The sequence below is a fragment of the Arthrobacter sp. TB 26 genome (assembly GCF_000427315.1).
Taxonomy (GTDB): domain Bacteria; phylum Actinomycetota; class Actinomycetes; order Actinomycetales; family Micrococcaceae; genus Arthrobacter.
This window is the reverse complement of record NZ_AUPJ01000355.1, coordinates 1-22,659: the sequence shown is the minus strand read 5'-3', so window position 1 is coordinate 22,659 and position 22,659 is coordinate 1. Positions and strand designations below refer to the sequence as shown.

Below are 22,659 nucleotides of genomic sequence, written 5' to 3'. Positions count from 1 at the left end.
CAAATGTCCAGCCCACTATTTGAAAAGGCCCGGATTTCCGCGGGCAGCGGGCGTTACCGCACGGCGGCTCCTGTCGCTTGCCTCACAGCCGGATTTATTCTGGAAGTACGACTTCCCCGCGTTCACCCCGGCCCGCAAGGCCACCAGCACTGGAGCCCACAAATGATCATCGGTGTCCCCAAAGAGATCAAGAACAATGAATTCCGCGTCGCCATCACGGCTGCCGGTGTCCACGAATTCCGCACCCACGGCCACTCGGTCCTGGTGGAGCGCGGCGCAGGCCTGGGCTCGGGCATCACGGACGAGGAATACGCCATCGCCGGCGCCGAGATCGTCGCCGACGCCGACGACGTCTGGGGCCGCGCCGATATGGTCATGAAGGTCAAGGAGCCGGTCAAGGCCGAATACCACCGCTTCCGCAAGGGCCTGATCCTCTTCACCTACCTGCACCTCGCGGCCGAGCCGGAGCTGACGCAGGAACTCATCAACACGGGCGTCACCGCCATCGCCTACGAGACCGTCCAGGAGGGCCGCAGCCTGCCGCTGCTCGCCCCGATGTCCGAAGTTGCCGGCCGCCTGTCGGTCCAGGTGGGCGCCACCTCGCTGATGGCTCCGGCCGGCGGCAAGGGTGTGCTGCTCGGCGGCGTACCGGGCGTCCGCCCGGCCAAGGTCGTTGTCCTGGGCGCCGGTGTTGCCGGCACCAACGCCGCCGCGATGGCCCTGGGCCTCGGCGCCGACGTCACCATCCTGGACATCAACATCAACCGCCTGCGCGAACTGGATGCCCAGTACCAGGGCCGCCTGAAGACGGTTGCCTCCAACGCCTACGAGATCGAGAAGTCCGTGGTCGACGCCGACCTCGTCATCGGCTCCGTGCTGATCCCGGGCGCCAAGGCCCCCAAGCTGGTCACGAACGAGCTCGTCTCGCGGATGAAGCCCGGCTCCGTGCTGGTCGACATCGCGGTGGACCAGGGCGGCTGCTTCGAGGACACGCACCCCACCACGCACCAGGAACCGACGTACAAGGTCCACAACACGATCTTCTACTGCGTGGCCAACATGCCGGGCGCCGTGCCGAACACCTCCACGTACGCGCTGACCAACGTCACCCTGCGCTACGCCGTCTCGCTGGCCAACCTGGGCGTCAAGGCAGCGTTTGAGCGCGACGCCGCCCTCGCCGCAGGCCTTAACATCGCCGGCGGCAAGGTTGCGCACCGCTCGGTCTCCGAAGCGCACAACCTGCCCCTCGTCGCCGACTGGCACGAGCTCGTCTCCGCGTAACACCCGCTCGAAGCCGCATCGACTGCTCCGTTACCGCCCTTTTGGACCCCCAAAACGGCGGTTGGGCCCACGCCGGCAGGGTTCCCTGGCCGAGCTTGCGAGGCGAGGGGGCCGGTGGGGAGCAGTCGATTGCTGTTTAACCCAGGGCCCGGGCCTGCTCGATCAGCCGCAGCACGTCCACCGGGCCTGCCGGATCCACCGGGACGGGCAGCGCCGAGGCGGCGNGGCGCCGCCGTCGTTGATCTTCTCCGCCAGGATCCGGTAGAACTCCGGGTAGGCGCCCCGCTCGGTGGGCAGCCGGTCCAGGTGGCCGTCCCGCCCGAGCAACCCGGCCCAGTCGCGGTCCTCGACGCCGTAGTCGGGGTCGAGCGGGCTGCCGCCGGCCACGATGAACGGCTCCTGCGGGTCCACGCCGTGCTTCGTAAAACCGCCTGCGCTGCCCAAAAGCCGGAAGCGCGGCCCCTGCTGGGCGCAGAGCATGTTCATCCACAGATGGCTGGTCACGCCGGATGCGTGCCGCAAGGCGAGGAAGACGTCGTCGTCGGTCTTCTCCCCTGGCCGCCGTGCCTCCAGTTCGGCGTGGGTGACCGTGGCGGGGCCGAACAGCTGTACGGCCTGGTCCAGCAGGTGGGTGCCAAGGTCAAACAGGACCCCGCCGCCGTCGTCGGCCGTCGCGGCCGCCTTCCAGGCTTTGGCGACGTCCGGGGACCAGCGTTCGAAGCGGGACTCGAACCGCGTCACGGTGCCGAGGACGCCGCTGTCCAGCAGGCCGCGGACGGTCAGGTAGTCGCCGTCCCAGCGCCGGTTCTGGAAGACGGTGAGCACGCGGCCCAGCCGGGCGGCGAGCCCGATGAGCTCCTCCCCTTCTGCGCTGCGCACGGCAAACGGCTTGTCGACGACGACGTCGAGCCCGGCTTCCAGCGCGGCCTNCGCGAGCGGGTAGTGGGTGGTCGGAGGGGTGCCAAGGACCAGCAGGTCCAGTTCGCCGGCGAGCCCAAGAATGTCCGCCGGGGTGTCGACGATCCGGGCGCCGGGGTAGCGGGCGGATGCGGCTGCCTGCCTGCCGGCGTCGGAAGTGGAGATCACCGCGACGGAAAAAGCGGGGTCGGCCGCCAGCAGCGGGGCATGGAAGACGCTGCCCGAGAGGCCGAAGCCGGCGACGGCCGTGCGGATGGGCCGGGTGGAATCGGTTGTCATGGCTCCACGCTACCCCCGCGCACGCCCTGAGTCCCCGGTTAAACAGCGAAGGCCGGCACCCCGCTGATTCGGGAGTGCCGGCCTTCGCTGTTAGTGGAGCTGCTTAGCGGGGGACTACTTCTTTTCCCAGCCGAGGGTGGTCCAGTCCGGAACCTGGGACAGGCTCTTGAACAGGGACGGGCCGTAGTTGGCCAGGCCGGTGCGCACGAAGGAGATCTGCGGACCGTTCATCACAACACCCATGGAGAAGTACTTCTCCATGTGCTTCTTTTCAACTTCCATGGCAGCCTTGTTGCGCTCGGCGTTGTCGGCGATGGTGGAGAGCTTCTTGATCTCGGCGTCCAGTTCGGCGTCGCCCAGTTCGTTCTCGTTCGTTTTGGAATCGTAGAACTGCTTGACGGCGTCGGTCGCGTCGGGGCCTACGGTGTAGCCGGAGACGCTCATGAAGAAGTCGCGGCTGCCCAGGACCTTGCCGAAGTCGGCAGAAGCGCGCTGGTCGATGCCGACATCCATGCCGCCGGCCTTGAGCTGGTTCTGCAGGGTCTGCGTGAAGGCCAGGGTGGTGGGATCGTCACCGAAGTTGCTGATCTTGAAGGCCGCGGGGACGCCGTCCTTCTCCATGATGCCTGCGGCGTTGGCCTTGTAGCCGGCGTCGGTGAGGACCTTCTTGGCGGCTTCGGCGCCGGTTTCCTTAACGGGATAGTTGTCCTGGTAGTACTTGGAGAACGGCAGCAGCATCATCGATCCGGAGCTGGTTTCTTCCCAGTTCAGGCCGTTGAAGCGGACCTTGCGCAGTGCCTCGCGGTCGACGGCGGTAAAGATCGCCTTGCGGATGGCGACGTCGGTCATCGGCGCCTTCTGCGCGTTGAGGTTCAGGCCACCGGCGAAGAGGCGCTGGCCGCGGCGGATCTCGGAGTCCTTGGTGCCGTCAAGCTGCTTGTACGGGGTGATGGTGTTTGCGGAAACACCATCGATTTCACCGTTCTTGAAGGCTGCGATGGCGGCGCTGCTCTCAAGCTGGCGGAAGACCACCTTTTCCAGGACCGGCTTGGTGCCCCACCACTTGTCGTTCTGGGCGAGGGTGACCGTCTTGGCGGCGCCGTCGTACTGGTCCAGCTTGAACGGTCCGGCCATCCACTCCGGGTGCATGTCGCCGGTGAAGCCTTCGTTGAAGATCGCCGGGGTGTTCACGGCCGGGTGGACCAGGCCGGTGAAGAGGGCGTCCAGCGGGTAGACCGGCTGGGTGGTGGTGACAATGACTTCCTTGGCGCTGGAGCCGGCCTTGACGGACTCAACGAACTCGTACGCGCCGGAGCTGACGATGTCGATGTCCTTGTTTTCACCCTTGAGCATGTTCCAGGTGTTTTCGAAGGCCTTAACGTCGATCGGGGTGCCGTCGTTGTAGCTGGCCTTCTCGTTCACCTTGATGGTGATGGTCTGCTTGCCGTCCTTGACCTCGCTCTTGACGTCTTCGCAGAAATCCTTGTTCGGCGTGGCGGTGCCGTCGAAGTCGAAGTTCCAGCAGCCCCAGGTGCCGGCCTGGTCGATCGGGCGGTGCAGGGCGGTGTTGTCCGCGCTGTTGCCGTTGTTGGAGAAACCGTTGAAGTCCGGACCGATGTTGCCCAGCGGCAGGGTGACGGTGCCGCCCGGCTGCAGGTCCTTGGCGTCCTTCGCGTTGATGCTGACCAGCTTGGCCAGGTCACTTCCCGCGTCCTGGCCCTTGGCGGCCTCGGGACCCTTTGCGGCGCCGCCGCCACCGCCACAAGCGGTCAGCGCAAGCGCTGCAACGACGGCGGTAACGCCGCCGATCTTGGTCAGATTCTTCATGTGTTCCCCTTCATTCCATTTTTCGTGCAAGTTGTGATGCGTGTGACTGGTAGGTCAGGTGGTTTCGTGGACAACGAGCATGTCCGCGTCCAGTTCGCCGTCCGGGTAGAAACAGGCGAATTGCTGGTCTGTGGGGGCCGCGGGGGCTGCCCGGCGGCCGGTAGCCGCCGGGTCTCCGGCGCGCACGGTGTCCGGTGACGCCGTGACGGTTGCCAGCCCGGGTTCCAGGGTCAGGCATTTCTCCTGCTTGGCCGGCGGCAATGCCGCGAAGACCGGGCAGCGGGTGGCGAAGTTGCAGCCCTTGGGGGCTTCGAGCGGCGAGGGCAGGTCCCCCTGCAGGATGATGCGTTCCCGGGTGCGTTCCAGCACAGGGTCCGGGACCGGAATCGCGGAAAGCAGTGCCCGGGTGTAGGGGTGGCGCGGGTTGTCGAAGACGCTGTCCACGTCGCCGATTTCCACGATCTTGCCCAGATACATCACGGCCACGCGGTTGGAGATGTGCCGCACCACGGACAGGTCGTGGGCCACCATCAGGTAGCTCAGCCCGAGTTCTGCACGGAGCTGGTCCAGCAGGTTGATGACTCCGGCCTGGACCGACACGTCCAAGGCCGACACCGGCTCGTCCAGGACCACCAGTTTGGGGTTCACGGCGAGGGCCCGGGCAATGCCGATGCGCTGGCGCTGGCCGCCGGAGAACTGGTTGGGGAAGCGGTTGACGTGGTCCGGCTGGAGGCCCACAAGCTCCATCAACTCCATGATCCGCTCCCTGATCCGGGGCTTGGCCATGCCCGCATTCTCGAGCGGCTCGGACAGTACCTCAAAGACGGTGAAGCGCGGGTCGAGGGCGCCCGTGGGGTCCTGGAACACCATCTGGAGTTCCTTGCGCATGGCGCTCTTGGTCCGGGCGTCGGAGGCTTCCTTGTTGCTGAGGCCGCCGATGACCACCTCGCCGTCCTGGTCCTTGTGGAACTCCATGATTTCCAGCAGGGTGGTGGTCTTGCCGCAGCCCGACTCGCCGACGATGGAGAAGCACTCGCCCTCGCGGATGTCGAAGCTCAGCCCGTCGACTGCCTTGACGGTTCCGATCCGGCGCTTGAGCAGGGCACCCTTCATCAGGGGGAAGTGCTTCCTGACGTCCCTGAGCTCCAGCACGGTCCGGCGCTCTTCGCGCGGGATCGCGTCAAAGCGTGACACCGGAACGGCCGGAGCCCGGAAGACCTCGCGGACGTCCACCTCCAGGCCCAGGGAATCGGTCTTGATGCAGGCGGCCTGGTGCGGCAGGNCCGCCCTCCGGGTTGTCCCCGGCGACGGGCCACAGCTCCGGTTCGCCCTGCAGGCAGGCTTCGCTGGCCAGCGGGCAGCGCGGCGCGAATGAACAGCCTGTGGGGGTGTGGATAAGGTTCGGCGGGATGCCCTCGATCGGCACCAGCGAGGACTTTTCGGCGACGTCAACGCGCGGCACGGCACCCAGCAGGCCCATCGTGTACGGCATCCGCGGGTTGTAGTAGATGTCGTCGACGCTGCCGGTCTCCACCGGCTTGCCGGCATACATCACCATGATGTCGTCGGCCATCCCGGCGACGACCCCAAGGTCGTGGGTGATCATGACGACGGCGGCGCCGGTTTCCTCCTGCGCGGTGTGGAGTACCTCGAGGACCTGAGCCTGGATGGTGACGTCGAGCGCCGTCGTCGGCTCATCGGCGATCAGCACGCGCGGGTTGTTGGCGATCGCGATGGCGATCATAACGCGCTGGCGCATGCCGCCGGAGAACTCATGCGGGAAGGCCTTGAGCCGGTCCTTCGGGCTGGGGATACCCACCATGCCGAGAAGCTCGACGGCGCGCGCTTCCTTGGCCTGCTTGCTCATGGTCGGGTTGTGGACCGTGAGCGCCTCGATGATCTGGTTGCCGACCGTGTAGACCGGCGTCAGGGAAGACAGCGGGTCCTGGAAGACCATGGCGATGTCGTTGCCGCGGAACCGGCACATGGCCTTGTCGCTGAGTCCCAGCAGTTCCTTGCCCTGGAGCCGGACCGAACCGGTGATCTCCGCCGTCGGGGGCAAGAGGCCCATGATGGCCATGGACGTGACGGACTTCCCGGAGCCGGACTCGCCCACAATGCCCAGCGTCTTGCCGGCGCGGAGGTCGAAGTCGATGCCGCGGACGGCGTGCACCACCCCGTTTTCCGTATTGAAGCGGACGTTCAGGTCCCGCACGGAGAGCACGGCATCCGCCGGGGCATCACCTGCGGCGTGCAGCCCGGCGACGTGCAGGCGCTCGGCCGCGGAGAGGTCGGCGGATCCGGGGCTGGCAGTCATTTCGTGGCTCATGGGGCCTTCTTCTTCTTGGCGCTGCCGACGGAGCTGGAGCTGGGATCGAACGCGTCACGCAGGCCGTCGTTCATCATGGCGAGCGACCCGGTCAGCAGGAACATGACGGTCAACGGGACCCAGAACATCCACGGGAACGTGGAGACCTGCGAGGTGGCCTGGCCGATCAGCACACCCAGGCTGACGTCCGGGACCTTGATGCCGATGCCGATAAAGGAAAACGCAACCTCGGCCAGGATCGCGCCGGTGATGCCGCGGGTGATGTCCAGGACCAGCAGCGAGCCGATGTTCGGAACGAGGTGCCGCCAGACGATGCGCCGCGGCGGAATCCCCATGTACTGGGCCGCCTTGACGAAGTCTCGCGTCATGAGGGACATCGAGAGCGAGCGGATGAGCCGGGCGGTGCCCATCCAGCTGAAGACCAGCAGGACGATGATCAGCAGGAGCCAGCTGGGCAGGGACTTCTGCAAGCCGTTGCCGCCGCCGCTCGTGGCCACGGCGACCACCAGGAGGGCCGGCATCATGATCAGGGCTTCGAGGATGAACAGCATGACTTTGTCCACCTTCCCGCCGAAGTAGGCCATGGTGCAGCCGTACACGGCGGCGATCAGCACCGAGACGAGGCCGACGACGAGGCCGATCAGGATCGAGATCCGGGTGCCCTCCACGGTCAGGGCGTAGAGGTCGATTCCGGCCTGGGAAGTGCCCAGCAGGTGCTCGGCCGACGGCGGCATGCCGATGTTGAACGGGTCGATCGTCTCCTTGTCCCAGCTGGTGAAGAAGCCGCCCACAAAGGAGAACAGGGTCAGGGCCAGGAAGATGACCAGGCCGACGACGGCTGTCTTGTTGCGCAGGAAGCGGCGGAGGATGATCGAGGACTTCGCGATGACGACGTCGTTGTTTTCGATCTTCGCCTCGTCGGCGACGGCGGCCGGGTCGACGGTGTTGAGGTTTGTCATGCTTACTGCACCCGCACTCTCGGGTCGACCAGCGTGGTGGCGAAGTCCGCGAGGATCGCGCCGATCGCGAAGATCACGGAGCCGTAGGCGAGGGTCGCCGTCGCGGCGTTGACGTCCTGCAGGGCGATGGCGTCGATGCTCCAGGAGCCGACGCCGTGCCAGGCGAAGATCTTTTCGGCGAAGAAGCCGCCGGCGAAAATGGCCGGGATGGTGAAAGCGATGCTTTGCGCCACGGGGATGAAGGACACCCGCAGGGCGTGCCGGCTGATGGCCTGGTTGCGGGTCAGCCCCTTGGCCCGCGCCGTCCGGACGAAGTCGGCGTTGACGTTGTCCAGGAGATATTGCCGCTGGGCGATCTGGTACGTGCCCCACCCCACGATCGTGATCGCGAAGGTCGGCACCGCGTAGTGGGCCAGCATGTCGACGAATTGCGCCCAGCCGCCGCCCTCCATCCCCGGGGTGGAGATGCCCGTGACGAAGAAGATGCGTTCGCCCACCGTCTCGTTGATGTTAATGGCACCGAGCTGCACCAGGAAGTAGGCGATCGGCGCGGGCACGATGTACACGAGGTAGCTGTAGGACGTGATGACCCGGTCCGAGGCCTTGTACTGCCGGGCTGCCGTGTACACACCCAGGGCGACGCCGATGATCAGGGTCAGGATGATGGAAGCCAGGAACAGCCGGGTCGAGATCCAGACCCGGTCGCCGAATTCGGCGTTGATGAACGCGCCGTTGGGACTGCGGCCCCAATCCCAGCGGGTGACGATCGCCGTGAGCCACTCAACGTAGCGATCCCACGCGCTGAGCTCCGGGTCGAGGCCCTTGAGCCGGAAGGAGTTGGCCACCTGCTCAGGCGTGGGCCGCGGGATCCGCTCCTGCTCCAGCAGCGCTGGCTGCAGGGTGTTCACGGCCAGGAAGTACCCGGCGGTGGTGGTCAGGAAGATCATGAAGACGTACGTGATGGCACGTTTGGCGAGGTATCGGAGCATGGGACGACTAGTTCGGGATTGCCGTTGCCGTTGCGGTGCCCGCCGCTGCCGGAGGTGCTGAAACCGCCCCGCCGCGCGCAGGATTCTTGACAAGATTCACAGCTTGATCCTTCCGTAGTCCCCATCCGGCAGGGGGGTTACCGCTGCCGATCCGGGATCTGGGCCAGCGGGTATCTGGCCACCCGCAGGCCTTTCGGCAAGTCCACGTGGACTATGTTGCGGGTCACATTCCAGAGGAAACTATCACATAGACACTGCCGCCGGACGCCCCGGCTCCCGGCATTCCGCGAGTCGGGTATCAGATCGTTATGAATAATTCCGGGGAATTGATTTGCTCCCGTCCGGCAGGGAGTCGGTCGGAGCTAAGCCCCGCGCACCACGCGCGAGACGAGCTCCCGCCAGGAGGCCGCGAGGCGTTCCGGGGCAACCTGGTGCACCCGGACGGCATGCAGGATCCGCTCCGGCTCCAGGACGGCACTCAGCGAGGTGGCCATCAGCCACGGATCCGCGGTCACGCCCGCTTCCCGCAGCAGCATCTCCAGATGCCGGTGCCAGAGCACGGCTGCCGGCACGTCGAACCGGTTGTAGGCCGACACGTCCGCGGCCCGGGCCAGCTCGCCGAATTCCAGGACCCAGGCGATGCGCTCCTCGCCGAAGGCGATGAGCCTCTCCAGGGGCGCAGCGCCGGGGCCCAGCGGCGGCGGGCCGAACATAAATCGCCCCTGGAACGCGGCCTCCGCGTCGCTCAGCAGCGTCATCATGAGCCCCGCCCTGCTGCCGAACCGCCGGAACACCGTCCCCTTGCCCACGCCGGCACGCTGCGCGAGGGTGCCCATCGTCAGGCCGTCCGCCCCGCACTCCTCGATGAGCTCGCGGGCAGCCCGGAGGAGCAGTTCACGGTTCCGGGCGGCGTCGCGGCGTTCGGACTCCACGCCCGGGCGGATGGGGATTAAGCTCACACGGCACATTCTAGCCCCGGGGAATAGAAGCGGACCGCAGTCCGTTTTGACCAGTGAAGGCCGGCAACAGCCTCACATGATCAGCCAGCCGCAGAGCATCCGCGGCGCGACATCTAGGAGTTCCCATGTCCAAGAACACCGTTCTCACCCTGGTCGGCAGCCTGCGCGCCGAATCCACCAACCAGAAGCTCGCCGAAGCCATCCAGCTGAACGCCCCGGAGCAGGTTGAGGTCCTCATCCACGAGAGCCTCGGCAACATCCCGTTCTACAACGAGGACATCGACATAGAAGGCCAGGTTCCCGCCGCCGCAGCCGCCCTCCGTGCCGCCGCGAACGACGCCGACACCCTGCTCCTGGTTACCCCCGAGCACAACGGCACGGTCCCCGCATCACTGAAGAACGCCATCGACTGGCTGTCCCGCCCGTACGGTGCCGGCGCCCTCACCGGCAAGCCGACCGCCGTCGTCGGGACCGCCTTCGGCCAGTTCGGCGGAGTCTGGGCCCAGGATGAGGCCCGCAAGGCCGTCGGCATCGCCGGCGCCCGGGTCCTCGAGGACGTCAAGCTGGCCGTCCCGGGCTCCATGGTCCGCTTCGCGGAGGTTCACCCGAAGGACGACGCCGAGGTCGTGGAGCAGATCAAGGCTGTCTTCGACGCACTGGAAGAATCCCGCACGGTCGCCGCAGCGTAGGTTCCTGCTGTTCGCCGGACACCCCCGGCCGCCTTCCAGCGGCCGGGGGTGTTCTGCGTCCGGAAACTTTTGCGCGACCTGTACGCGACTTTGAAAACAAAGGTTTCCTCATTGGCAACATGGGTTGTATTCTGTGTGATGTGACCCACGAAACACTTGATGCCGCCGCAGAAGTACTTCCGGCCGAGGCAATTGACGCAATCGAACGTGCGGCTACGTCCGCCCACCGCCACGAGGAACTGTTCTCGGAGCGCGCAGCAAATATCAAGCAATCGGCAGTCCGCGACGTCTTCGACATCTCGATGCGCCCCGGCCTCGTCTCACTGGCCGGCGGAAGCCCGTACCTCCAGTCACTGCCGCTGGAACGGCTCGGCCAGACGGCCGCAAAGATCATCGCCGAACAGGGAATGACCGCGCTGCAGTACGGCGGCGGGCAGGGCACCGAGGAACTCCGCACCCAGATCTGCGAAGTTATGGCCGCGGAAGGAATCCTGGACGCCAAACCTGAGAACGTCGTCATCACCGCGGGTTCCCAGTCAGCGCAGGATGTTGCGACCAAGGTCTTCTGCAACCCCGGCGACGTCGTGCTCGTCGAGGACCCCACCTACGTGGGCGCCCTCAACACGTTCGAGGCCTACCAGGTCCAGGTCGCCACGGTGCCGATGGACGCGGACGGCATCATCCCGGACCTCCTCGAGGCCAAGATCGCGGCCCTGCAGACAGCAGGAAAGACCATCAAGTTCCTGTACACAATCCCGAGCTTCAACAACCCCTCCGGTATTACGCTGTCGACGGAGCGGCGGCAACAGGTCGTCGACATATGCCGCAATGGGAATATTCTGGTCCTGGAGGACAACCCGTACGGGCTGCTCCGGTTTGACGGCAAGCCACTCATCCCGCTGCGGGCCAACAACGCCGACGACGTGATCTATATGGGGTCCTTCTCCAAAATCTTCGCACCGGGGCTGCGGATCGGCTGGGCGCTCGTCCCGGCGCACCTCCAGCGCCGCTACTACCTGGCTTCGGAGGCTGTCACCCTCTGCCCGCCGACCCTCAACCAGATGCTGGTCTCCGCCTACCTCCGGGACTACGACTGGCGCGGCCAGATCGAGACCTACCGGGGCCTGTACCAGGAGCGCTGCAATGCGATGCTGGCCGCCCTCGACGAGTACATGCCGCCGGGCCTTAGCTGGACCCGTCCCGAGGGTGGATTCTTCGTCTGGGTCACGCTGCCCGAGGGCGTGGACACCTACCCGCTGTTGAAGAAAGCAATCGATGCCGGGGTGGTCTTTATTCCGGGCGCGGCCTTTACACATTCCGACGAACCGTCCAACAAGATCCGGCTGGCTTTCAGCGCTGTTCCGCCGGAGTCCATCCGCGAAGGAGTCCGCCGGCTGGCCCCGGTCCTGCTGGAAGCCATCGCGGCGCGGTAGCCTGAACCAATGGCGCATGGCCGCAGACGTGCATTGACCTCAAGGAGCATTCATGACCGGAATTATTGTTGTCGGCGTCGATGGCAGCGAAACTGCCCTGAAAGCCGCGCACACCGCGCTTGACCTGGCCGCCTCGCTCGGGGCGACCCTGCATGTGGTGAGCGCGTTCGACAGCGACAGGACCGAGGTCTACGGCAGCGGCAGCGACAAGTGGATTGTCTCCGACGCGGGCGACGCCGAGAAGGTCGCCCGAGGCGTCGCCGACAGCCTCCGCACGCCCGCCGTGAACGTTACCTACGCCGCTGCCCGCGGGAAACCGGCCGAGGCGCTGATCGACGAAGCCGCCCGCACCGGGGCCCGGCTGATCGTGGTCGGCAACCGGCGGATGAAAGGACTGGGCCGCGTACTCGGAAGCGTTGCCAACTCCGTGGCCCACAATGCACCCTGCGACGTCTACATCGCTAAGACCGACGCCTCCGAATAGGCACGTGCCACGGCCGTCCGCGCTGGCAGTGACGGGGTTTCCCTGGCACCCGCCGGCGGCATCCGGTCACCCCCAATGGTGATCGGCACCCACCGGCCAGGGATTCGCGTGGCGGCGGTCGTGGCGACCCGTTACGGAAGCGGCGGCGTCCGGGCCGTCTGGTCCGAGATATGTGATGTGGCAGCGCATTCCCGCACGGCCTCGACACCCCTCACCGCAGCCGTTTTGTCCTGGTAGGTCCGGGAGAGTGCCAGCACGGCCCCGCTCCCGTCAAGGATCCGGATGAGGTACCCGCCCCCCTCAGCTCGGACGAGCTCGAACTTGCCGGGCGTCGAAGGGCTGCGGACTTCAGCGACCTGAACGGCGCCGGACCCGGCCGGCTCCGGCACGCGCGGGACGGCCCGAAAAGCGTGTGCGAGTTTGGCGGCGGGAAGCAGGACGGGGGAAATCTTTGGCATGATAGCTCCACGATGAGGTTCCTAAGGCCGCGTCCTGACCTCCTCCTGACTATACGCATCCGGGAAAGACTCCCGGGATTCGCTGCGTCACAATCGTCGTCTGCTGCACCGATTTGGCTGCTCCACGCCCCGCTCCCGGCATCCAGAGTCCGCCTGTTCCCGGGCCTACCCGGCCGCTGCCCCTGCTGTCTTGAGCATCCGGCGCAGGATTTTGCCGGAGGAGGACTTCGGCACGGCGTCGATGAACTCGACCCGGCGGATCTTCTTGAAGGGCGCCACCTTGGCCGCCACGTAGTCCATGACCGCGGCCTCGTCGAGCCGCCCGCCCTCGTCCCCGGGCTGGCGCACCACAAAGGCCATCGGCACTTCCTGTCCGTCGGCGTCGGGCGTTCCGATCACCGCGGCATCCGCGATGCCGGGGTGGGTGAGGAGCAGCGCCTCAAGTTCCGCCGGTGCGATCTGGTAGCCCTTGTATTTGATCAGTTCCTTGAGCCGGTCCACGATCGTGACCACGCCGTCGGCGCGGACGGTGGCAATGTCCCCGGTATGCAGGAAGCCGTCGGCGTCAAGGGTGTCCGTCGTTTCCTCGGGCCGGTTGAGGTAGCCGAGCATCACGTTCGGCCCGCGGCACAGCAGGTGTCCGGGGGCGCTGACGCCTTCCGGCGGGACCTCAATCTCCTCCCCCGTTGCCGGATCCACCAGACGGCAGTCCATGTTCGGAACGGTGTAGCCCACCGAGCTGACGGGCACGTCGGTGGCATCCACCGGGATCAGGTGGGACACGGGGCTCATCTCAGTCATGCCGTAGCCCTGCAGCACGCGGCAGCCAAGTCGTTCGGCGAGCTGCGTGCCAAGCGCGCCGTCGAGCGGCGCGGCCCCGGAAAGTGTGGTGTGCACGGAGCTGAGATCGTAGTCGGCAACCATCGGGTGCTTGGACAGGGCCACGGCCACCGGCGGCGCGATGAACAGGTAGCTGCATTTCTGGTCCTGGATGATCCGCAGAAACTCGGCCAGCTCAAACTTCGGCATCGTGACCAGGCACGCCCGCTGCCGCAGCGCCAGATTCAGCAGCACGGTCAGCCCGTAGATGTGGAAGAACGGCAGCAGCGCCAGCAGGCGGTCCTCGGGAGTGACCTTGAGCAGGCCGCGGGACTGCTCGGCGTTCGCGATCAGGTTCCGGTGGCTGAGCATGACGCCCTTGGGCCGGCCGGTGGTACCTGAGGAGTACGGCAGCACGGCGACGTGGGTGGAGGAATCGAAGCTGATATCGGGCGCCGGGGCGCCGGCGGTCAGCAGGTCCCGCAGCGAGGGGTGGCCGTCGGCGCCGTCGAGGACGACCAGCCGGTCGGCCGGGATCCCGGCCCGGGCGGCAGCTTCCCGGGCGGCGGGGAGCAAGGCGGAGACGGTGAACAGCCACTCCGCGCCGGCGTCGGCCAGTTGGAGGGCGATCTCGTCTGCTGTGTACAGGGAGTTGACGGTGGTGACGGTCGCGCCGGCCCGCAGCAGCCCGTGGAAGACGACGGCGAAGGCCGGGACGTTCGGGCACAGGATCGCCGCGACGCCGTGGACGCCCAGGCCCTGGGCCGCAACGGCTCCGGCCAGGGCATTGGTCTGCGCCACGAGTGTGCGGTAGTCCGTCTCCGCGCCGCTCACGCCGTCGACGAGGGCGATCCGGTCCAGTTCGGCCTCCTCCAGGCCACCAAAGAGGTACTCGTACAGGCTCACGTCGGGAATTTCCACATCGGGGAACGGGCTCGAGAACACGCAACATCTCCTTTGATCCGCGTCCGCCCGGCTGGCGGCGGCTGGTGCCACTCTAGTGCCGCCAGCCCGTCCTGGACAGGACCGGGGTTGAGCCGCGTCACCACGTCCAGTGGGCAGCCTCACGCGGATTCCGGCCCGCCGCAGCAGTGGGCAGGCGATAAAATTGGAAGTGCCCCCACTGGCGTGGACATCCAACTTTTCACAGTTCAGGGGATGAAAATGCCTGCTCTTCAGCGCCGTCAACTCGTGGGCCACGACATTCTCCTGGCCCGGCACGGGAACCACATCAGCACCATGCGCGTGGACCGCCAGGCCGGCCGGGTCATCGCATACCTGGACGACGGCTCCACGGACAGCGCCCCCAACATGATCTCCCCGGGCCTCCGCATGCCCGAGACCGTCCGGAGTGTCCTCCGCGACGACTGGAAGTTCTTCGCCGTGGTGGCCGCGTGCACCTCTGGCTTCGCCGGCGTGGTGGTCGCCGCCACTGTCGCCCTGGCCGGGATCAGCGGAGATCCGGGCATGACCGCGTTACTTTCCGGTTACCCGGGCACCTAGTCCCGCACCGGTTGCGGCGCTCCAGCCCGGTTACTCGGTGCCGGAGCCCGTTTCCGAGCTGGCGAACCGCGGAATTCCGCGGGCGCGGCGTGGTCCGGGCAGGAGCAACTGGGCGGGAACGTCGCTTGGCGTCGGCCCGTCCGTTTAGAGGGACTTTGGGGCATGCAGCGGTCTAAAGGAGCTGGACCCGGCGAACCAGCCCGATTCGGGGGCATCTCCGGACGGATCCCATTGTGCCCCCGCGACGCGGTGTCCCATGGCGTGGAACTCACCGCCGTAGAACACGAGCGGTTCCAGCTTGGTGATGTCCATGGCGATGACTTCGCCGACAACAACGATGTGGTCGCCGCCGTCGTAGATGTTCCACGGCCGGCACTCAAGCGTGGCGGCGTTCCCGGTCAGCACCGGGACACTGCCGTCCAGAGTCCATTCGGGTTCCGCGTCGTGGACTTTGCCGGCGAAGTGCAGGGCCACGTCCATTTGTTCGAGGGAGAGGATATTGATGGCGAACGGGGCACCTTCCAGATACCTGGCGGCGCGGGACGCCCGCGTCAGAGTAACCAGGGCAAGAGGCGGGTCGAGGGATACCGCGGCGAAGGCGTTGACGGTGGCGCCGTGCGGAACGCCGTCTTCCGTCCGGGTGGTGACCACCGTGACACCGGTGGCGAACGTGCCGAAGGCATGGCGCAGTTCGCGCTTTTCAATGCCTCCTATGACGGCCTGAGTCATCGACTGCTCCTTTCTGAAGGGTGTTTGGGGCGATCCGGGTTAGCCGAGGTCCCCTCCCCCCACCGGCAGGACAACACCAGTGATGTAACTGGCGTCGTCAGAGGCCATGAACAAGATCGGGGCGGCTTGCTCGTCAAGCGTGCCGTACCGTTTGAACAGGGTGCTTTCAGTGGTCTGGTCCACGATCTGCTGATACCACGTCGTTTCCTGGGCGGACTGGGCGTTCGGGTTGCGCGGCACCTTTCGCGGCGGGGCCGCTGTGCCGCCGGGTGCTGTCGCCACCACGCGGATACCGTTCGAAGCAGCTTCGAACGCCAGCGACGCGGTCAGTGCATTAACCCCGCCCTTCGCCGCCGCATACGGCACGCGGTTGATGCTGCGCGTGGCTATCGAGGAGACGTTCACGATGACCCCTGCCGTCCGCTCGATCATATGAGGCAGCACGGCTCGGCAGCACCAGAGTGTGGGGAAAAGCGAGCGCCGCACTTCCGCCTCGATCTCGTGCTCCTGATAGTGCTCGTAGGGCTTGGCCCAGATCGTGCCGCCAACATTGTTGATCAGGATGTCGATCCGTCCGAACTCCTCCACCGCGTAGGCCATCAGGTTCGCGGCTCCAGCATAGGTTTCCAGATCGCAAAGGAAATACCGTGCGGGCGCATCGCCGGCCGTCAGCTCAGCACACACTTCCGTGACCAGCTCCGAGCGGTCCGCCAACACTACGCTGCCACCCTCGGCGGCAATCTTCCGGGCGACGGCGGCGCCAATCCCTTGGGCGGCGCCTGTCACCACAACAACCTTGTCGGTAAAACGCATTGCTATGCGCCCTTTCTTACTGGGATTTTCAGCCGTTTCGGCGTCTTTTGCTAACTGGCAAGTGCCCGTGTTAGCTGATGGCTTCACGTTCCAGGGACTCTGACGCCGGCGCCGCGATCGTGGCTTTGGTTGCCGAGCTACGGACCATCAGGGTGGCCAGCCCGGCCAGAACCAGGGGCACCGCGAGTGTCATGAAGTAACCGGAGACGCCGAGTCCCGTAAGAATGACCCCGCCGAGAGCAGAGCCCACGATGGAGCCGAGGCGGCCAATTCCGATGCCCCAGCCGGTGGCCGTGGCGCGAAGTTGAGTGGGGTAGGCGTTAGCGATCAGGTAATTCAGCGCCAACTGCTGGCCGCCGATGCCGAAGCCGGCGAGCCCGATCAGCACGAACACCAGCGCAAAGTTGGAGCCGGCCAGCCCCAGGCCCAGCGCGATGACGATCCCCGCAGCAAACATGACCAGCAGCAGTTTTCTGGGGTTTACCTTGGGCAGGATGATGGACAGGGGGATGGCGAAGAGGATGAACGCACCGTTGACGGTCACGGTTCCCATCGCGGCCTGCGAGCCGGCCAGCCCCAACATCTTGAGTGCGGTTGGCATCCAGAGCAGCAGCAGGAACCAGGCGATCCAATTGAGCAGGTAGGTGGCGAAGACTGCGATGGTGACCATCCGGTACCGGGCCGAGAAAAGTGCGGCGACGGAGCTGCGCTCCTCCATTTTGTCGTTTGTCGCGAGCACGGCGTCCGGGCTGACCGGGCTGCCGGAAATGGAGGCCATGATCTGACGCGCCTGTGCGTCGGCTGCGGGGGTGCCCTTGGCTGCCAGGAAGATCGGCGATTCGGAGAGCATCCTGCTGCAGACCAACACCATGGCAAGGGGCAGTACGCCGCCGGCCAGGAAGATGCCGCGCCAGCCCATCACTGGCAGCCATGCCGCCGCCACAAGCCCGCCGAGCAGCGCGCCGCCGGGCAGGCCGAGCAACACCAAAGTCATGAACGTGCCGCGGCGGGATTTGGGGCTGTACTCAGCAGTCAGTGCCAGCAGGGCCGGGGTGGCCCCGCCCATGCCGAGGCCAATGAGGAAGCGCAGAATGACAATCTGTTCCAGGGATTGAGCGAAAGCACCGGCCAGGGAGAACACACCAAAAAGGGCCAGGGCGAGCAGAATGGTTTTCTTCCGACCGATCCGGTCCCCGAAGGTGCCAAGGGACATCGCGCCCACGCACATGCCAACGGTGCTGGCGGTGATCACCCAGGTCATGTCAGTGGCCTGCAAACCGAAGTCTTCGGCGATCGCGGGTCCGATGAATGCAATGGACTGGGTGTCGAATCCGTCCAGCAATGCAATCACGAAACAGAGGACGATGATGGACCATCGTTTGAATCCCATGGGCGTGTTGTCGATAACGTCCTGGACGTTATAGGCGAGTTTAGTCACCGGTAACTCACTTTCGTGTGGTGTTCTGGCCCGGCTGATCCGGGATCCGTGCGGCTGCGGCAACTTTGTTTTGGGCAGGCGGCATCACGGCGGGGGTGGGGATGGTTCTTGGGTGGACCCGGGGCGGAATGATTCCGGCCCCGGGCCAGGGAAGGGGCCTAGTCTTGGGGGTCGAGAACGAAGTTGTAGGTGACTTCGCGGCCCTTGCCGTCGGTGCGCTCGGCGGGGGCCAGGACGAGTTCGGGCTTCACGGCCGAGGCGATGTCGTCGGCCACGTGCTCGTCGCCTTCGAAGTAAAGCTGGGTGGTGATGAGCTGGTGCTCCGGGGCCGACACCTTCAGGTGGAGGTGGGCGGGCCGCCATGCGTGCCAGCCGGCCGCGGCGATGAGGGCACCGCAGGCGCCGTCGGTGGGGATCTGGTACGGCGCGGGCTGCATGGTGTTGATCTGGAAGTTGCCCTGGGCGTCGGCGATGATCGAGCCGCGGAGGTTCCATTCAGGCAGTCCGGGGGCGAACTGGGAGTAGAAGCCGAGGTCGTCGGCGTGCCAGAGTTCGATCAGTGCTCCGGCGAGCGGCTGCCCGTCGACGTTCGTGACCTGGCCCTGGAACAGCAGCGGGGTGCCGGGTTCGTCGTCGCGCATCGGCAGGGTGGCCGGGGTGTTGAGTGTGGGGGCGTCCGGGATGTAGTACGGTCCCTCGATGCTGCCCTTGGAGCCGTGGCGGTTGGAGTTGGCGACCTCCTCGACGGAGTGCTCCACCCACACGTCCAGGAACAGCGGCCATTCGCCGTCCTCGCCGACCTGGATGAGCCAGGCCTTGAAGGCGTTGTACTCGTCGTAGGTGACTTTTTCGTCGAGGACGATGTCGTTGACGGCCTTGATGACGCGGCCGGCAAGCGTGCTGACCCGCTCCTGGCTTGTGTGGGCGGCAATGTGCTTGTTCTCCCGGAAGCGGGCGGTGGCCCCCGCGCCCGAGGAGGCTGCTGTGGCTTCAGTTTCCGTTGTCATGGTGACTCCTTTGTCAAAGAACGATGGTAAAAACGTTTGTCGATGGGCGCAGGGCTGCGCGTCGTGCTGCGCATCACATCGGGTGTTGTTTCAACGGTAGGCCCCTAATTGATCGGGGGGAAATACCTATTTCCGCCTGATTGAAAGCTTTTGGATATGAATGCGGTGAGGACTATTCGACGGCGGACGGGTGCTTGGCGAGAGGTGTCACCTTGATGTCCATGAACGGGAAGAGCGGCAGTCCGGAGAGCAGGCTGTGCAACTCGTCGTTGTCCGCTACGTCGAACACCGAGTAGTTGGAGTACTCACCCACGACCCGCCACAAATGCGCCCAGCGTCCGTCGCGCTGAAGCTGCTGGGAATAGTCCCGCTCCTCCGCCTTGATGGCGTCGGCGCGTTCCTTGGGCATGTCCAGCGGAATGTTGACGTCCATGCGGACCAAGTACAGCATGTGGTTCTCCTTGCGGTTGGGATGGCGAGCAGGACGGGTCTAGTCCTGCCGGTACTTTTGCAGTTTGTCCGCGTCGAGGGCAGCGCCGACGCCGGGGACCTCGCGGACCCGGATGGCGCCGTCGCTGATTTTGAGCGGCTCGGCCAGCAGGTCGTCCGTCATGTCCAGATAGTTGGAGAGCTCGCCGGCCCGCCGGGAGGTGGCCTCGAACGCGGCGCCGAATGTCACCGTGGCCAGGCTGCCGATCTGGGTGTCGATCTGGTTGCCCATGGTGACGTCCACGCCGAGCCCCTCACACAGCCCGAGGATGTGCTGGGCTTCGGTGAAACCACTGCGCGCGGTCTTGATGCAGATCGCGTTGCTGCCGCCGGAGAGCAGTTCCCGGGAGACGTCGCCCAGGGTGGGAACGCTTTCGTCGCCCACGATCGGGATGCTCGAGCTCTGCACGAGCCGCCTGCGGCCCAGGACTTCACCGGCGTCGCACGGCTCCTCCAGTCTGGACAGGCCCAGGCCTTCGGTCCGGCGGAGGACTTCCATGGCCTCGTTCGCCGTCCAGCCGCGGTTGGCGTCGAGGTAGATCTCGGTGTCCGCCCCAAGGCCCTCCCGAAGCACATGGCAAGCCTCGACGTCGAGGGACAGGGGCCGCCGTCCGGTCTTGAGCTTAAAGGTGTTGATGCCGTACGTTTCACGGAACCGCAGCGCTTCCTCGAGGAGCTCTGCGGCAGGCTTGAAGCCCAGCATGTGCGAGACGCGCATGCTGTCGGTGAAGCCGCCCAGCAGTTTGTGGACCGGAGTGCCCAGTGAGATACCGATAACGTCCCAGAGCGCAATGTCCAGTGCCCCCTTCGCCGTCGGGTTGTTGACCGTGCGGCGGAGCAGTTGCTGGACCTTCGAGCGGTCCAGGGGGTCCAGCCCGATGAGCTGAGGCGCAAAGACCTTAGTCACCACCGAGACGATCGAATCCTGCGTTTCGCCATAGGTGTAGGGCCTCGGCGGGGTGTCCGCGATACCGCAGATCCCGGTGTCCGTGTAGATCCGGACCAGCACGTGCTCCGCGGACGTTACCTCGCCACTGGCGAACTTCAGCGGCCGCGCGTAGGGGATCGAATACGGGATGGCCTCAATGCGTTCAATTTTCACGGCGGGGTTCCTTTGCGGCGGCTGTGGGCTGTGCCTCTGACAGGGACTGTGCTGGCTGCTCTGCTGGCGGGTGCTGTTGCTTGCCCGCGCCCGACGCGGGCAGGGAGTCGAAAAGTTCCAGGAAGCTGCGCAGCAGGGGCGTTTCCGCGTCTCGGTTCCACGCGACGGCGAGGTCAACCGGCGGCGGATTGCGCAGCGGGCGGAACACCACGCCCTGGAAGGAGAACATCCGGGACGTCATCGGCACCAGGGCGATCCCCATGCCGGCTGCAACGAGCGAGAGCAGAGTCGAGGTTTCCCTCGCCTCCTGCAGGAGCCGTGGCTGGAACCCCGCTTTGCGGCAGGCGTCTACCACGATGCTGCTGACGGCGGAGTAACTGGGATAGCCGATGAAGTCCTGGCCGGCGAGATCCGCCAGCTCGAGGATCCCCTTGTCCGCCAGCGGTGAATCGGCCGGGAGTGCGGCGACCAGCTGATCCTGTTCGAGCAGCTTGAGCGCCACCGTTCCGGAGCGGACCGGCGGTCGGAGGACGGCGGCGTCGATCCTGCCCTCCTCCAGCGCGGACTCCATTTGCGGTGTCAGCATCTCGCCCTGGACGGTGATGCGGAGGCCGGGAAGGGTGCGGCGGGCAGCCTGGACGATGCTGGGCATCAGCCGGTAGGTGGCAGTTCCGGTGAAGCCGACACGGATGACGCCGGTGGCGCCAGCGCCGACCTGTTTGACGTCCTCCTCGAGAACCTCCAGTTCCTGGAGCAGCAGCCTCCCCCTGTCCAGCAGGACCTGCCCGGCAGGCGTGAGGTCAACCCTGCGTGTCGTGCGCAGCAGCAGGGGCGTGCCGAGCTGTTCCTCAAGCTGCCGGATCTGCTGGGACAGCGGCGGCTGGGCCATGTGCAATCGTTTGGCTGCACGGCCGAAGTGGCGCTCCTCGGCGACGGCAATGAAGTACTTGAGGTGACGCGTCTCCATTGAAGCTCCCGGCAGCTCAGAGCAGGCGAAATGCCATGCTCAGTCCAGCTTAGGAGCAGGAATGAGTAAGGGGAAATACCTATTTCGCAGCTATTAGGACGTTCTGCATATCAATCCTTCCCGGTCCCAAGGCCGTCGCGGGGCGGTGTGGAACGTCACGTCAGTCCAGCAGCAGGGCGGGCTCTTCCAGGATCGCGGCGACGTCGGCCATAAAACGTGCCGAGAGGTCGCCGTCGACCACCCGGTGGTCGAAGGAGCCACCGAGGGTGGTGATCCAGCGCGGAATCACTTCACCGTCAAGGACCCAGGGCTTCTGCTTGATCGTGCCGAAGGCCACGATCGCCACCTCGCCGGGATTGATGATCGGCGTGCCGGTATCGATTCCGAGGGCCCCGATGTTGGTGACGGTCAGTGTGCCGCCCTGCATCTGGGCGGGCTGGGTCTTCCCGGCCCGGGCGGTGGTGGCGAGGTCGTTCAGGGCCAGGGCCAGCTCCTTGAGCGAGAGATCCTGCGCGTTCTTGATGTTCGGGACCATCAGGCCGCGCGGCGTGGCGGCGGCGATTCCGAGGTTCATGAAGTGCTTGACGTGGATCTCGGCAGAGTCGCTGCCGTCCGGGTTGTCCACCCAGGTCGCGTTGACGCTGGGGTTCCGCGCCGCGGCCCAGATGACCGCCTTCGCCAGGATCAGGAGCGGGGAGACCTTGATGCCTTCGAAATCACGGGAGGCCTTGAGCCGCTTGACGAACTCCATGGTCCGGCTGGCGTCGACGTCGACGAAGATGCTGACGTGCGGGGCGGCGAAGGCGGACTCGACCATGGCCCGCGCGGTGGCCTTGCGGACGCCCTTGACCGGGATCCGCTCGATCCGCTGTTCCTGCGGGCGGCCGGTCTTGCCCCAGAAGGTGTCTGCCTTGTCCACCTCGGCGTCGCGCTGCGCCTGGTAGCTCACCAGGTCCTCGCGGGTCACTTCGCCGCGGGCGCCGGTGGGGACGACGTCGGACAGATCGATGCCGAGGTCGCGGGCGATTTTGCGCACGGGAGGCTTGGCCAGGACCCTGCTGACCAGGCCGGTGATGGCGCCGCCGAGGGTGGGCCGCTGATCGATTGCATCAGCCGGGGCCGAGCGCTCCGCGTGGGCGACGGCCTCCGGGCTGATCCAGATGTCGTGCGCCTCCACAGGCTCGACC

Annotated in this window: 19 protein-coding genes and 2 pseudogenes; 5 read left to right on the top strand and 16 right to left on the bottom strand. The window is 66.1% G+C overall.

Annotated elements, in window-relative coordinates:
* Window positions 1–162: 162 nt before the first annotated feature.
* Window positions 163–1,281 (top strand): alanine dehydrogenase, encoded by a 1,119-nt coding sequence (gene ald / locus K789_RS0113660; RefSeq protein WP_024367237.1) that lies wholly within the window; start codon window positions 163–165, stop codon window positions 1,279–1,281.
* Window positions 1,282–1,417: 136 nt separating this feature from the next.
* Here ald and K789_RS23140 read toward each other — a convergent pair.
* The 6 genes and pseudogenes from K789_RS23140 to K789_RS0113630 all read right to left on the bottom strand — a co-directional run bounded on the left by K789_RS23140 (window position 1,418) and on the right by K789_RS0113630 (window position 9,541).
* Window positions 1,418–2,478 (bottom strand): annotated as a pseudogene (locus K789_RS23140) (Gfo/Idh/MocA family oxidoreductase).
* 114 nt (window positions 2,479–2,592) lie between these two features.
* The gene (locus K789_RS0113650; protein ID WP_024367236.1) at window positions 2,593–4,305 is read right to left on the bottom strand and encodes an ABC transporter family substrate-binding protein; all 1,713 of its coding nucleotides are present in this window, start codon (window positions 4,303–4,305) and stop codon (window positions 2,593–2,595) included.
* A gap of 54 nt (window positions 4,306–4,359) precedes the next feature.
* Window positions 4,360–6,634: pseudogene (locus K789_RS23135) on the bottom strand (dipeptide ABC transporter ATP-binding protein).
* Window positions 6,631–7,593, bottom strand: a complete 963-nt coding sequence (locus K789_RS0113640) for an ABC transporter permease (protein WP_024367235.1) — start codon at window positions 7,591–7,593, stop codon at window positions 6,631–6,633. The pseudogene K789_RS23135 and the gene K789_RS0113640 overlap by 4 nt, the downstream one beginning before the upstream one ends.
* 2 nt (window positions 7,594–7,595) lie before the next feature.
* Window positions 7,596–8,582 (bottom strand): ABC transporter permease, encoded by a 987-nt coding sequence (locus tag K789_RS0113635; RefSeq protein WP_024367234.1) that lies wholly within the window; start codon window positions 8,580–8,582, stop codon window positions 7,596–7,598.
* Window positions 8,583–8,944: 362 nt separating this feature from the next.
* On the bottom strand, window positions 8,945–9,541 hold the full coding sequence (locus tag K789_RS0113630; RefSeq protein WP_024367233.1) for a TetR/AcrR family transcriptional regulator: 597 nt from the start codon (window positions 9,539–9,541) through the stop codon (window positions 8,945–8,947).
* A 125-nt stretch (window positions 9,542–9,666) separates the two neighbouring features.
* Between K789_RS0113630 and K789_RS0113625 the strand changes: the two genes are divergently transcribed.
* The 3 genes from K789_RS0113625 (at window position 9,667) to K789_RS0113615 (ending at window position 12,147) form a co-directional block, all read left to right on the top strand.
* Window positions 9,667–10,230, top strand: a complete 564-nt coding sequence (locus K789_RS0113625; RefSeq protein WP_024367232.1) for an NAD(P)H-dependent oxidoreductase — start codon at window positions 9,667–9,669, stop codon at window positions 10,228–10,230.
* Window positions 10,231–10,370: 140 nt separating this feature from the next.
* Complete coding sequence (locus tag K789_RS0113620; RefSeq protein WP_024367231.1) at window positions 10,371–11,663, top strand: PLP-dependent aminotransferase family protein; 1,293 nt, start codon at window positions 10,371–10,373, stop codon at window positions 11,661–11,663.
* 52 nt (window positions 11,664–11,715) lie between these two features.
* Window positions 11,716–12,147 carry a universal stress protein gene (locus K789_RS0113615; RefSeq protein WP_024367230.1) on the top strand — a complete coding sequence of 144 codons (432 nt, stop codon included), beginning with the start codon at window positions 11,716–11,718 and terminating at the stop codon, window positions 12,145–12,147.
* Between the two features lie 131 nt (window positions 12,148–12,278).
* Here K789_RS0113615 and K789_RS23130 read toward each other — a convergent pair whose 3' ends face one another.
* Both K789_RS23130 and K789_RS0113605 read right to left on the bottom strand, forming a co-directional pair.
* A complete protein-coding gene (locus K789_RS23130; protein ID WP_024367229.1) occupies window positions 12,279–12,605 on the bottom strand; it encodes a YegP family protein in 327 nt (108 codons plus the stop codon).
* A 165-nt stretch (window positions 12,606–12,770) separates the two neighbouring features.
* Window positions 12,771–14,369 carry an AMP-binding protein gene (locus K789_RS0113605; protein ID WP_024367228.1) on the bottom strand — a complete coding sequence of 533 codons (1,599 nt, stop codon included), beginning with the start codon at window positions 14,367–14,369 and terminating at the stop codon, window positions 12,771–12,773.
* A gap of 219 nt (window positions 14,370–14,588) precedes the next feature.
* Here K789_RS0113605 and K789_RS24085 point away from each other — a divergent pair, with 219 nt between their 5' ends.
* The gene (locus tag K789_RS24085) at window positions 14,589–14,927 is read left to right on the top strand and encodes a hypothetical protein (RefSeq protein WP_024367227.1); all 339 of its coding nucleotides are present in this window, start codon (window positions 14,589–14,591) and stop codon (window positions 14,925–14,927) included.
* Between the two features lie 144 nt (window positions 14,928–15,071).
* Here K789_RS24085 and K789_RS0113595 read toward each other — a convergent pair whose 3' ends face one another.
* The 8 genes from K789_RS0113595 to K789_RS0113560 form a co-directional block, all read right to left on the bottom strand.
* Complete coding sequence (locus K789_RS0113595) at window positions 15,072–15,656, bottom strand: flavin reductase family protein (protein WP_029705062.1); 585 nt, start codon at window positions 15,654–15,656, stop codon at window positions 15,072–15,074.
* A gap of 39 nt (window positions 15,657–15,695) precedes the next feature.
* Window positions 15,696–16,469, bottom strand: coding sequence for a 1,6-dihydroxycyclohexa-2,4-diene-1-carboxylate dehydrogenase (locus K789_RS0113590; protein ID WP_029705061.1), 774 nt, complete (start codon window positions 16,467–16,469; stop codon window positions 15,696–15,698).
* A gap of 70 nt (window positions 16,470–16,539) precedes the next feature.
* Entirely contained in the window at window positions 16,540–17,907 is a 1,368-nt protein-coding gene (locus K789_RS0113585) for an MFS transporter (RefSeq protein WP_024367224.1), read from the bottom strand.
* Window positions 17,908–18,065: 158 nt separating this feature from the next.
* A complete protein-coding gene (catA, locus tag K789_RS0113580; RefSeq protein WP_024367223.1) occupies window positions 18,066–18,914 on the bottom strand; it encodes a catechol 1,2-dioxygenase in 849 nt (282 codons plus the stop codon).
* 172 nt (window positions 18,915–19,086) lie between these two features.
* The gene (gene catC / locus K789_RS0113575; protein WP_024367222.1) at window positions 19,087–19,365 is read right to left on the bottom strand and encodes a muconolactone Delta-isomerase; all 279 of its coding nucleotides are present in this window, start codon (window positions 19,363–19,365) and stop codon (window positions 19,087–19,089) included.
* A 39-nt stretch (window positions 19,366–19,404) separates the two neighbouring features.
* Window positions 19,405–20,505: a mandelate racemase/muconate lactonizing enzyme family protein gene (locus K789_RS0113570; protein WP_024367221.1), complete on the bottom strand. Its 1,101-nt coding sequence runs from the start codon at window positions 20,503–20,505 to the stop codon at window positions 19,405–19,407.
* Window positions 20,495–21,472: a LysR substrate-binding domain-containing protein gene (locus K789_RS0113565; RefSeq protein ID WP_024367220.1), complete on the bottom strand. Its 978-nt coding sequence runs from the start codon at window positions 21,470–21,472 to the stop codon at window positions 20,495–20,497. Before K789_RS0113565 ends, K789_RS0113570 begins: the two co-directional genes overlap by 11 nt.
* A 160-nt stretch (window positions 21,473–21,632) precedes the next feature.
* Window positions 21,633–22,659, bottom strand: a 1,027-nt coding sequence (locus tag K789_RS0113560) for a dihydrolipoamide acetyltransferase family protein (RefSeq protein ID WP_024367219.1), incomplete at its 5' end; no start/stop codon positions are given.